Below are 12,099 nucleotides of genomic sequence, written 5' to 3' on the forward strand. Positions count from 1 at the left end.
GCCGCAACCGTTACGCTCTCTTAACCATCGACATTTACCGGAAAATGCAGGATGGCGCTCCTGCATGACGCGACGTCATGCCGTCATGCTGCACAAAGGATCGGTCGCACTTCGTGGGTGAGAATTTCGCCTTCTTCCTGTCCATCATGATGGCCAGCTTCGGCGTCGCCTTCCTCATCGTCTGGGGCTGGGGCGCGCGGGAAGCCGGCTGGTGGAGCGGCGCCTTCTTCAACGTCGCCATGGGCTTTGCCGTGCCGGTCGCGTTCGACTTCCTGCCGACGGACTTGTGGGGCATCGTCGCCGACATCGCCTTTGCCACCGGCTTCCTGCTGTTCAGCCAGGCGCTGCTGACGCGCTGGCGCCCCAATTGGGTGCTGGGGCTGCGCATCGCCATCTGGGCGATATCGATCCTGATCTGCAGCTTTGCGGTGATGCGGGACATCGTCCCGCTGGAACTGGTGTCGTCCGACTTCGGCTGCTTCCTGCTGATTTCCATCCCGCTGATCGCCGGACGCGGCCAGTTGCGCGGCTGGCCCGATCGCGCCCTCTATGCTGCCGTCACCCTGGTGGCCCTCGACAACCTGCTGCGCGGCAGCAGCGTGTCCTTCACCCTGCCCGGCGGCGTAGCGTTCCGCGACAGCCAATATGCCTTCCTGATGCAGGCGCTGGCCTGCATGTTCGGCCTGTTCCTGGCCCTCTCCGCACTCGCGGCGGCCATGCAGGACGTGCTCACCCGCTATCGCCATGATGCCCATGTCGATCCGCTGTCGGGCCTGCTCAATCGCCGCGGGTTCGAGGAGGCGGTGGCCCGCCATGATGCCAGCGGCAGCCTGATCGCCTGTGACATCGACCATTTCAAGCGGGTCAACGACGCCCATGGCCATGGGCTGGGCGACCGGGTGATCGTCGCGCTGGCCGATGCGCTGCGCGCACTGGCCCCGGCCGATGCCGTCATCGCCCGCTTCGGCGGCGAGGAGTTCATCCTCTTCCTGCCCGGCGCAGACCCTGCCATGGCGACCGGCATTGCCGACGCGATCCGGCTGCGCTTTGCCGAACAGGCGGCAAGCCGGCTTGGCCTGCCCGGCCCGCTCACCGCCAGCTTCGGCCTCACCAGCCTGCACCGCGCCGACCGCTCGATCCATGACGCGATCGCACGGGCCGACAGCGCGCTCTATGAAGCGAAGGAAAAGGGCCGCAACCGCGTCGCCATTCGGCCCGCGCTGGCGCCCGCCGGCGATGCTCAGTCGAGCCGTGCCATCGCCTGAAGAAAGGCGTCCCGCGCCGCCTGGCGCTTGAGCCGTCGGCGTCGCAGCAGGATCGCAACCGCACCGAAGGGCAGGCACACCGCCAGCCCCAGGGCCGTCTGCGGCAATATCTGCAGCGTCATTTCGGGATGGCGGACGATCGCGATGATGTCGGCCAGCGCGGTCAGCACCGAAAAGATGATCCACAGCGCAAGGAACAACCGCTCAGGATTGGCCGACGGCACCGACTGGCTGGAGGGGAACTGGTTCATGCCCGTCCGATAGAGCAGCGCGCGTCCTTCCCCAAAAGAAAAAGGCCCCCGCTTGGCGGAGGCCCCTTCCCTTATCCAGCGATAGCGCAGTCGATCACATGTGGATCGGCTTGCCGGTCACGGCCATCGCCGCTTCCTTGATCGCTTCGCTGTGCGTCGGATGCGCATGGCAGGTGTAAGCGATGTCTTCGCTCGACGCGCCGAATTCCATGGCTTGCGCGGCCTGTGCGATCATCGTGCCGGCGACGGTGGCGATGATCCACACGCCCAGCACCTTATCGGTTTCGGCGTCGGCGATGATCTTCACGAAGCCGTCGGGCTCGTGATTGGTCTTCGCGCGGCTGTTCGCCATCATCGGGAACTTGCCGACCTTGACGGCGCCACGTTCCTTGGCGGCTTCCTCGGTCAGGCCCACGCCCGCGATTTCCGGCTTGGTGTAGACCACCGAGGGGATCACGTCATGGTTCACGATGCCGGTCAGGCCCGCGATATTCTCGGCGACGGCAATGCCTTCGTCCTCGGCCTTGTGCGCCAGCATCGGGCCGGGGATGACGTCGCCAATCGCCCAGACGCCCGGAACCTTGGTGCCGAACTCATGATCGGTCTCGATCTGACCGCGCGCGTTCAGCTCCAAGCCGATCTTGTCGAGGCCCAGGCCTTCGGTGTTGGGACGACGACCGATCGACACCAGGACGACGTCCGCTTCGATCTTCTCGGCTTCGCCACCGGCGGCGGGTTCGACGGTCAGGGTCACGCCCGACTTGCCGACTTCGGCGCCGGTCACCTTGGTGCCGAGCTTATATTCGAAGCCCTGCTTCTTGAAGATCTTGTTGGCTTCCTTGCGGACTTCGCCATCCATGCCGGGCAGGATCTGGTCGAGATATTCGACGACAGTGACCTTGGCGCCCAGGCGCTTCCACACCGAACCCAGTTCCAGACCGATCACGCCGCCACCGACGACGACCAGATGGCCCGGAACCTTGTCCAGTTCCAGCGCGCCGGTCGAATCGACGATCTTGCCGCCCGCATTGTCCACGGCCACGCCCGGCAGCGGGGCGACCGACGAACCGGTGGCGATGACGATGTTCTTCGCCGTCACCTTCTCGCCGTTCACTTCGACGGTGTTGGCGCCGGTGAAGCTGGCCAGGCCCTTGAGCCAGGTCACCTTGTTCTTCTTGAACAGATATTCGATGCCGCCGGTCAGGCCCTTGATGGCATCGACGCGCTGGCCCTGCATGGTGGGCAGGTCCAGGCTCATCTTGTCGATCTTGACGCCCAGCTTGGCGAGCGCGCCGTTGGCGGCCTCGTCATAAAGTTCCGAGGCGTGCAGCAGCGCCTTCGACGGGATGCAGCCGACGTTGAGGCAGGTGCCGCCCAGCGTCTCGCGGCTTTCGGCACAGGCGGTCTTCAGGCCCAGCTGAGCAGCACGGATCGCGGCGACATAGCCACCCGGGCCAGCACCGATAACCAGGACGTCATAATCGAAATCGGACATGGGGTTTTCCCTTCTCCAGTCATGCCAGCCAAACTGGCATCGCTCTGCCCCAAATCAAGGGCAAGAGGCGCCCCGGCCTAAGCCGGGGCAACAATAAATGGTGATTATTACAGGTCGATCAGCAGACGGGTCGGATCCTCGATCGCGTTCTTGACCGCGACAAGGAAGGTCACCGCTTCACGACCGTCGATCAGGCGATGGTCATAGCTGAGCGCCAGATACATCATCGGGCGGATCACGATCTGGCCGTTGCGGACGACCGGACGGTCCTCGATGCGGTGCAGGCCCAGAACCGCCGACTGGGGCGGATTGATGATCGGGCTGGACAGCAGCGAACCGAACACGCCGCCGTTGGAGATGGTGAAGGTGCCGCCCTTCATATCTTCCATCGTCAGCTTGCCTTCCTTGGCCTTCTTGCCGAAGCCGCCGATGGTCTTTTCAATGGCAGCGACGCTCAGGCTTTCCGCATTGCGGATGACCGGAACGACCAGGCCGGTCGGAGCCGAAACGGCGACCGAGATGTCGGCGAAGTCGTTATAGACGATCTCGTCGCCTTCGATCTGCGCGTTGACGCCCGGAATGTCCTTCAGCGCCATGCAGACGGCCTTGGTGAAGAAGCCCATGAAGCCCAGACGGACGCCATGCTTCTTCTCGAACAGATCCTTATACTTGGCGCGCGCCTCGATGACGTTGGTCATGTCGACGTCGTTGTACGTGGTCAGCAGGGCAGCGTTGTTCTGCGCTTCCTTCAGACGCTTGGCGACGGTCTGGCGCAGGCGGGTCATCTTGACGCGTTCCTGCTTGCGGCTGGGGCCAGCGGCCGGCGCATCGGCGGCAGGCGCCGAAGCCGGGGTCGCGGCAGCCGCCTTGGCAGTGCCGGCAGCGACGGCGGCCATGACGTCGTCCTTGGTCAGACGGCCGTCCTTGCCGGTGCCCTTGATCTTGCTCGGGTCAAGACCATGCTCCAGCACCAGGCGGCGGACCGCCGGCGACAGGGTCAGGCTGCCGCCCTCTTCGTCGTCCGATGCAGCCGGGGCCGAAGCGGCCGGCGCGGGTGCAGCGGCTTCCGCCTTGGCGGCGGGAGCAGCGGCAGCAGCCGGCGCGGCGGCAGCGGCACCGCCTTCGTTCACATAGGCCAGCAGCGCGCCGACCTCGACCGTATCGCCTTCCTTGGCGACCAGATCACCCATGACACCGGCGACCGGCGAGGGCACGTCGACCGCGACCTTGTCGGTTTCAAGGCTGACGATCGGCTCGTCGGCCTTGACCGCTTCACCCGGCTTCTTGAGCCACTGACCGACGGTTGCTTCGGTAACGGATTCGCCCAGCGTGGGGACTTTGACTTCGGTTGCCATGTGCTTTCTCAGCCTTTCTTCTGGCGACGGATTTCTTCACGAACGCTGTGACCCAGCGCATCGGCGACGAGGGCGCCCTGTTCGGACACATGGCGCGAGGCCAGGCCCGTGGCAGGCGATGCCGAAGCCTTGCGGCCGGCATAGCGGGCGCGCTTGGGCGCCTTGCCGGCCTTGGCCAGCGCTTCCTCGATATAGGGTTCGACGAAGGACCAGGCGCCGTTGTTGCGCGGTTCTTCCTGACACCAGACGACCTCGTCCAGATTGGTCATGCGCTCGATGCGCGTGGCCAGTGCGTCAGTGGCGAACGGATAAATCTGTTCGATACGGACGATCTGGGTGTTGGCATCGCCGGCGGCGTCGCGGGCTTCCATCAGGTCGTAGAAGACCTTGCCCGAGCAGAGCACCAGGCGCTTGGTATCCTTGTCAGCCGACCCGTTGGGGTCCGACAGGATGCGCTTGAAGTGCGTTTCGCCCAGGAAGTCCTCGGCCTTGCTGACGGCGGCCTTGTGACGCAGCAGCGACTTGGGCGCCATGATGATGAGCGGCTTGCGGAAGGGCCGCAGCATCTGGCGACGCAGCGCGTGGAAGTAATTGGCCGGGGTCGTGATGTTCGCGACCTGGATATTGCCTTCGGCGCAGAGCTGCAGATAGCGTTCCAGACGCGCCGAGCTATGCTCGGGCCCCTGGCCTTCATAGCCGTGCGGCAGCAGGCAGACGAGGCCGTTGGACCGCAGCCACTTGGTTTCCGACGACGCGATATACTGGTCGAAGATGATCTGCGCACCATTGGCGAAATCGCCGAACTGCGCTTCCCAGATTACCAGGCTCTTCGGGTCCGCCAAAGCGAAACCATATTCAAAGCCCAGCACGCCATATTCGGACAAAGGCGAGTCCAGCACTTCGAAACGGCCATGCGGCACGGTCGAGAGCGGGATATACTTGGCCTCGGTGTCCTGGTCGGTCCAGACCGCGTGACGCTGGCTGAAGGTGCCGCGACCCGAATCCTGACCCGACAGGCGAACGCCATAGCCTTCCGACAGCAGCGAACCGAAGGCCAGCGCCTCGCCGGTCGCCCAGTCGAAATTGGCACCCGACTTGAACATCTCGGCCTTGGCATCCAGCACACGCTTCAGCGTCTTGTGGACATTATGGCCTTCGGGAACGGTGGTCAGCGTGCGGCCCAGGCTGTCGAACAGCTTCTGGTTGATCGCCGATTCCACGCTCTGGCGCGCGGTTTCGGCATCGGCCGGCTTGTGCAGGCCCGACCAGCGACCGGCGAACCAGTCGGCCTTGTTGGCCTTGTAGCTCTTGGCGGCTTCGAACTCGTCTTCCAGATGGGCGACGAACTCGTCGGTCGAACCGGAGACGAACGCATCGTCCACCACGCCTTCCGCCTTCAGGCGCGCGGCATAAATGTCGCTGACCGGCGGATGCTGACGGATTTCCTTGTACATCAGCGGCTGGGTGAAGCCCGGCTCGTCGCCTTCGTTATGACCGAAGCGGCGATAGCACCACATGTCGACGACGACGTCGCGATGGAATTTCTGGCGATATTCCATGGCGAGCTTGGTCGCGAAGGTCACGGCTTCGGGATCATCGCCATTGACGTGCAGGATCGGCGCCTGGACACCCTTCGCCACGTCCGACGGATAGGGCGAGCCGCGCGAGAATTGCGGGCTGGTGGTGAAGCCGATCTGGTTGTTGATGATGAAGTGGACGCAGCCGCCGGTGTTGTAGCCGCTGACGCCCGAGAAGCCGAGGCATTCCCAGACGATGCCCTGGCCGGCGAAGGCCGCGTCGCCGTGGATCAGCACGGGCAGAACCTGCTCATGCTTGGTGAGGTCGTCGCGGAAGGTCTGCTGCGCGCGGACCTTGCCCAGCACCACCGGATCGACGGTTTCGAGGTGCGACGGGTTGGGAACCAGCGACATATGGACCTTGACGCCGTCGAACTCACGGTCGGTCGAGGTGCCGAGATGATATTTCACGTCGCCCGAACCACCCACGTCTTCGGGGTTGGCAGTGCCGCCCGAGAATTCGTGGAAGATGACGCGGAAGCCCTTGGCCATGACGTTGACAAGGACGTTCAGGCGGCCGCGATGGGCCATACCGAACACGATCTCGCGCACGCCCGATGCGCCACCATATTTGATGACCGCTTCGAGCGCGGGGATCATGGACTCGCCACCGTCGAGGCCGAAGCGCTTGGTGCCGACATATTTGCGGCCCAGGAACTTCTCATACTGCTCGCCCTGGATGACCTTGGCCAGGATCGCCTTCTTGCCCTCGGGCGTGAAGTGGATTTCCTTGTCCTTGCCCTCCAGGCGTTCCTGCAGGAAGCGGCGCTCTTCAACGTCCGCGATATGCATATATTCAAGGCCGACATTGCCGCAGTAATTCTGGCGCAGGATCGTCACGATCTCCGCGACGGTCGCGTACTGCAGGCCCAGCGTGCCGCCCAGGAAGACCTTCTTCGACGCGTCGGTCAGGCCATGATATTCCGGAGTCAGGTCCGCCGGCAGGTCACGCTTGGCCAAGCCCAGCGGATCGAGATTGGCGGCCAGATGACCGCGCACGCGATATGTGCGGATCAGCATCTGTGCGCGGATTGCGTCCTCGGCAGCCGATGCGATATCGGCCTCGGAAACAGCGGCACCCTGCGCCTTTGCAGCAGCCTTCACGGCCACCTGCATCTGCGTCGGGTCCATCGCCCCGGTCAGGTCGTCGGTGTCCGCCAACGGCCAGTTGGGGCGTGCCCAGCTCGGCCCCTGTTCGATCTCGAAATCCTGGTTCTCGTAACCCATCGTCTTGTGTCCCATGCATGCCGCGTGCAGTCGCGGAGCGGGAAAGTGCGGCCGGGGTGCAGCCCGGCCGCGTTTCCATATCATATTTTAAAGGCGGATCAGCCCTTCAGCACTTCCAGCAGGGTCTCGCCCAGCAGGCTCGGGCTGGCAGCGACCTTGATGCCGGCCGCTTCCATCGCCGCGATCTTGCTTTCCGCGTCGCCCTTGCCGCCCGACACGATCGCGCCGGCGTGGCCCATGCGACGGCCCGGAGGTGCCGTGCGACCCGCGATGAAGCCGGCCATCGGCTTCTTGCGGCCCTTCTTGGCTTCGTCGATCAGGAACTGGGCAGCCTGTTCTTCCGCGTCGCCGCCGATTTCACCGATCATGATGATCGATTCGGTGGCGTCGTCGGCCAGGAACAGTTCCAGCACGTCGATGAAGTTGGTGCCGTTGACCGGGTCACCGCCGATGCCGACGGCCGTGGTCTGGCCCAAGCCCGCATTGGTGGTCTGGAACACGGCTTCATAGGTCAGCGTGCCCGAACGCGACACGACGCCGACCGAACCCTTCGAGAAGATGTTGCCGGGCATGATGCCGATCTTGCACTCGCCAGGCGTCAGCAGGCCGGGGCAGTTCGGGCCGATCAGGCGCGACTTCGAACCCGACAGGGCGCGCTTCACCTTGACCATGTCCAGAACCGGGATGCCTTCGGTGATCGCGACGATCAGCGGGATTTCGGCATCGATCGCTTCCAGGATCGAGTCGGCCGCGAACGGCGGCGGAACATAGATGACCGAGGCGTCGGCGCCGGTCTTCGACTTGGCTTCGGCAACGGTGTCGAACATCGGCAGACCGATGTGGGTCGTGCCGCCCTTGCCGGGGGTCACGCCGCCAACCATCTGCGTGCCATAGGCAAGAGCGGTTTCGGTGTGGAAGGTGCCGGTGGCACCGGTCATACCCTGGGTGATGACCTTGGTGTTCTTGTTCACCAGAATGGACATGGGTGTCCCTTTATTCTCTGTGGACGTGGCACTTGGGTCTAAAGCGACCCGTCCCAGGCTGCGCACTTACCTGGAACGGGACGGTGCAAGCTGGTTGGCTCAGGCGAGCGAGGGATCGATACCCTTGCAGGCTTCCAGCAGTTCCTTGACGGCGTCGACCGACACCTGGAGGTTGGCCTTGGCTTCGTCGTTCAGCTCGATCTCGATGACCTGCTCGACGCCGTCCTTGCCGATGATGACCGGCACGCCGACATAGAGATTGTCGACGCCATACTGGCCGGTCAGGTTCGCGGCACAGGGCAGCAGGCGCTTCTTGTCGCCCAGATAGGCTTCAGCCATGGCGATCGCGCTGGTGGCGGGCGCATAGAAGGCCGAACCGGTCTTGAGCAGCGCGACGATCTCGCCGCCGCCCGAACGGGTGCGCTTGACGATGGCGTCGATCCGCTCCTGGGTCGAACGGCCCTGCTTGATCAGGTCGGGAACCGGGATGCCGGCGACGGTCGAATATTCGATCACCGGAACCATGGTGTCGCCGTGGCCGCCGAGCACGAAGCTGGTGACGTCCTTGGCCGACACGTTGAATTCTTCCGCCAGGAAGTGGTTGAAGCGCGAGCTGTCCAGAACGCCGGCCATGCCGACGACCTTGTTCGCGGGCAGGCCCGAAAATTCGCGCAGCGCCCAGACCATCGCGTCGAGCGGGTTGGTGATGCAGATGACGAAGGCGTCGGGGGCGTTGGCGGCGATGCCCTCGCCCACGGCCTTCATGACCTTGAGGTTGATGCCCAGCAGGTCGTCGCGACTCATGCCCGGCTTGCGAGCGACACCGGCGGTGACGATGATGACGTCCGCGCCCGCGATATCGGCATAGTCGTTGGAACCGGTGATCTTCGCATCGAAGCCTTCGACCGAGGCGCACTGCGACAGGTCGAGAGCCTTGCCCTGGGGAACGCCTTCGACGACGTCGAACAGGACGATGTCACCGAGTCCCTTGAGAGCCGCGAGATGCGCGAGCGTGCCGCCGATATTGCCAGCGCCAATGAGCGCGATCTTCTTACGGGCCATATGCAATCATCCTCCAAGATGTGAACTCTGGAATTGTCAGTGCGCCTACGCCCATATTGTGGGGGTTTCAACCAAACAAAGCCCCCTGTGGCAAATTATCTTTGCAATTCATTCGCAGTTGCATTAGAGGCTTTTTCACACCCTGTCGCTCCTGGTCTCCTACCCTGGACCTAGAGCCTTCCCTGCAGCGGTAGCCTGCCGGATGCTTCCCAAGTGGAAGCATCCGGTCTGTTTTTCCGTAAGAAAGTTGCGCCCTGATGAACGTCGACGCAAGCGGCGATAGGGCGAAATGCGCGCACGACGGGGTGCGCCGCGCTTATTTGGGGCCGTGGCCCAGCGCGAGATAATCGTCCGACTGCATTTCCATCAGCCGCGACACGGTCCGCTCGAATTCGAACGCCCCATCCCCTTCGGGATAGAGTCGCATCGGCTCGGCATCGGCCGAGGCGAGCAATTTGACCTTATATTCGTAGAGCGAGTCGATCAGCGTGACGAAGCGCGCTGCCTCGTTGCGCTTCTCCGGCCCCAGAACCGGAATGCCGACGATGATGACCGTATGATATTTGCGCGCGATCGCCAGATAGTCCGGCGCGCCGCGCGCCTCGACACACAGCCGCTTGAACGAGAAGACGGCGACACCCTTCAGGCTCTTGGGCACATGCATGGTGCGCCCGCCCTGAACGACGATCTCCTCCGAGGGCACCTTGGCCCGGTCCTCGACCGAAAAGTCGGTCAGGCGGAAGAAGGCCTCCGACAGCGCCCTGGTCGCCTCCGGCCCATTGGGCACATGCCACAGCTTCGAGTCGCCCAGACGATCACGGCGATAATCGACCGGACCGTTCAGCGTCATCACGTCCAGCTTCGCCTTGATAAGGTCGATGAAGGGCAGGAAGAGCTGGCGGTTGAGGCCATTCTTGTAGAGCTCATCCGGCTCGCGGTTGGAGGTGGTGACGATCGTCACCCGCTTTTCCAGCAGCCCCGTGAACAGGCGCGACATGATCGCCGCATCGGCCATATTGTTGACGACCATCTCGTCGAAACAGAGCAGCCGCGCCTCTTCGGCCAGCGACTCGACCACCGGCGGGATCGGATCCCCCGACTCGGACTTGCGCGCCTCGGCCAGGCGGGCATGCACGTCGAGCATGAATTCATGGAAATGGGCGCGCTTCTTGCGCTGGACATGGACCGTGTCGAAGAACAGGTCCATCAGCATCGACTTGCCGCGCCCGACCCCGCCCCACATATAGAGGCCCCGCGGCGGCTCGGGCTGCTTGCGTAGCAGCTTCCATAGCGTCGAGCCACGCGCCGGCGTCGCTTCCAGATCATGCTGAAGCTGGTCGAGTCGCACGGCGGCGGCCCGCTGGTCCGGATCGGGCCGCAATTCGCCAGCCGCGACCAGCGCATCATAACGGGCGATGACGCTGGTCACTGCGCCTTGGGCGCCTTGCGCAGCGTGGCGGTGGACGCCGCGACCGGCTCGCCCTCCTGGGTGATCAGCATGCGCAGGAACATGAGGCGCCCGGTCTCGCGCAGCAATTCCACCTCGGCCAGCAGGTCGGGACCGACCTTGCCCGCGCCCAGATATTGCATCGACAGGTCGATGGTCACGCCATTGACCTGGCCCTGATGCCCCATCGCCCAGAGTGCGCCGAAATAGGCATGGTCGGCAAAGGCGGCGAGGAAGCCGCCATGCAGCGTATCGAGCCGGTTGCGGTGGCTGGTGCGGGTTTCCAGCGCGACATGCGCCTTCTTCTCGCCCAGCCCGCGCATGTAACCGCGGCCGATGGCCTGCAGGAAGGTGTCGGGATGCGGATCGTGCCAGGCGGTCCAGCCCGACCATTTCCCTTCGTTCAGCGGTCGCCCGCCTGCAACACCGTCGCTGGTCAACTTACAGCTGCCGTTCGACCATCATCTTCTTGGTCTCCGCGATCGCCTTGGCCGGGCTCAGGCCCTTGGGGCAGACGTTCGCGCAGTTCATGATGGTGTGGCAGCGATAGAGGCGGAAGGGATCTTCCAGCTCGTCGAGGCGCTCGCCGGTGAACTCGTCGCGGCTGTCGGCCAGCCAGCGATAGGCCTGCAGCAGGATCGCCGGGCCCAGGAACTTGTCGCTGTTCCACCAGTAGCTGGGGCAGCTAGTCGAGCAGCAGGCGCACAGGATGCACTCATAAAGACCATCCAGCTTCTCGCGATCGGCAGGCGACTGCAGCCGCTCCTTGCCGCTCGGCGCCGGGCTGACGGTTTGCAGCCAGGGCTTGATGCTGTTGTACTGGGCGTAGAAGTGGGTGAAGTCCGGCACCAGATCCTTGATGACGTCCATGTGCGGCAGCGGCGTGATCTGCACCTGCTTGCCGGCGCACTCGTCGATCGCGGTGGTGCAGGCCAGGCCGTTCTTGCCGTTCATGTTCATCGAACAGGAACCGCAAATGCCTTCGCGGCACGAACGGCGGAAGGTCAGGGTCGAGTCATACTCGTTCTTGATCTTCAGCAGCGCGTCGAGAACCATCGGGCCGCAATTGTCGAGATCGATCTCGAACGTGTCGTAGCGCGGATTCTCGCCCGAGTCCGGATCGTAGCGATAGACCTTGAAGCTGCGGACATTGGTCGCGCCCTCGGGCGCCTTGTGGGTCACGCCCTTGCCGCTGATCTTGCTGTTCTTGGGCAAAGCAAATTCGGCCATCGCTCGTCGAGCCTCTTCGTCGATGTCTGTCTGATGGGGGTCCGCATAACGAAAAATCTGCAAAGGTCCAGCACTGAGACCATGTTTCTGCCCCGGCGGGCCTTGTTGCAAATCGATTGCAAATAATCATTGCCGAAGAGGGGCTTCGGCTTGCGTCCCGCGCCAGCCACGCTAGAGCGACCTCGTTTCGCTCCCCCCTCGCATTGC

At 63.8% G+C, this 12,099-nt stretch carries 10 protein-coding genes; 1 reads left to right on the forward strand and 9 read right to left on the reverse strand.

What is annotated here, in order from left to right; all coding sequences use genetic code 11:
- Positions 1 to 113: 113 nt before the first annotated feature.
- A complete protein-coding gene (locus HH800_RS15170; RefSeq protein WP_169861564.1) occupies positions 114 to 1,265 on the forward strand; it encodes a GGDEF domain-containing protein in 1,152 nt (383 codons plus the stop codon).
- Here the strand turns inward: HH800_RS15170 and HH800_RS15175 are convergent.
- From HH800_RS15175 to HH800_RS15215, 9 genes are all read right to left on the reverse strand, one after another.
- Complete coding sequence (locus HH800_RS15175; RefSeq protein ID WP_125998728.1) at positions 1,241 to 1,516, reverse strand: hypothetical protein; 276 nt, start codon at positions 1,514 to 1,516, stop codon at positions 1,241 to 1,243. The two genes, HH800_RS15170 and HH800_RS15175, sit on opposite strands and share 25 nt — an antisense overlap.
- A gap of 94 nt (positions 1,517 to 1,610) precedes the next feature.
- On the reverse strand, positions 1,611 to 3,011 hold the full coding sequence (gene lpdA / locus HH800_RS15180) for a dihydrolipoyl dehydrogenase (protein ID WP_010337479.1): 1,401 nt from the start codon (positions 3,009 to 3,011) through the stop codon (positions 1,611 to 1,613).
- Between the two features lie 107 nt (positions 3,012 to 3,118).
- Positions 3,119 to 4,366 (reverse strand): 2-oxoglutarate dehydrogenase complex dihydrolipoyllysine-residue succinyltransferase, encoded by a 1,248-nt coding sequence (gene odhB / locus HH800_RS15185; protein WP_004211157.1) that lies wholly within the window; start codon positions 4,364 to 4,366, stop codon positions 3,119 to 3,121.
- Between the two features lie 8 nt (positions 4,367 to 4,374).
- On the reverse strand, positions 4,375 to 7,170 hold the full coding sequence (locus HH800_RS15190) for a 2-oxoglutarate dehydrogenase E1 component (RefSeq protein ID WP_169863341.1): 2,796 nt from the start codon (positions 7,168 to 7,170) through the stop codon (positions 4,375 to 4,377).
- A 98-nt stretch (positions 7,171 to 7,268) separates the two neighbouring features.
- Positions 7,269 to 8,153 (reverse strand): succinate--CoA ligase subunit alpha, encoded by an 885-nt coding sequence (gene sucD, locus HH800_RS15195; RefSeq protein WP_004211155.1) that lies wholly within the window; start codon positions 8,151 to 8,153, stop codon positions 7,269 to 7,271.
- A 99-nt stretch (positions 8,154 to 8,252) separates the two neighbouring features.
- Positions 8,253 to 9,215, reverse strand: a complete 963-nt coding sequence (gene mdh / locus HH800_RS15200) for a malate dehydrogenase (protein ID WP_010337480.1) — start codon at positions 9,213 to 9,215, stop codon at positions 8,253 to 8,255.
- A 316-nt stretch (positions 9,216 to 9,531) separates the two neighbouring features.
- On the reverse strand, positions 9,532 to 10,644 hold the full coding sequence (gene zapE / locus HH800_RS15205) for a cell division protein ZapE (protein ID WP_004211152.1): 1,113 nt from the start codon (positions 10,642 to 10,644) through the stop codon (positions 9,532 to 9,534).
- The gene (locus tag HH800_RS15210; RefSeq protein ID WP_010337482.1) at positions 10,641 to 11,102 is read right to left on the reverse strand and encodes a PaaI family thioesterase; all 462 of its coding nucleotides are present in this window, start codon (positions 11,100 to 11,102) and stop codon (positions 10,641 to 10,643) included. The genes zapE and HH800_RS15210 overlap by 4 nt, the downstream gene beginning before the upstream one ends.
- Before the next feature lies 1 nt (position 11,103).
- On the reverse strand, positions 11,104 to 11,892 hold the full coding sequence (locus HH800_RS15215) for a succinate dehydrogenase iron-sulfur subunit (RefSeq protein ID WP_004211148.1): 789 nt from the start codon (positions 11,890 to 11,892) through the stop codon (positions 11,104 to 11,106).
- Positions 11,893 to 12,099: the final 207 nt, after the last annotated feature.

This window comes from Sphingobium yanoikuyae (genome assembly GCF_013001025.1).
GTDB lineage: Bacteria > Pseudomonadota > Alphaproteobacteria > Sphingomonadales > Sphingomonadaceae > Sphingobium > Sphingobium yanoikuyae_A.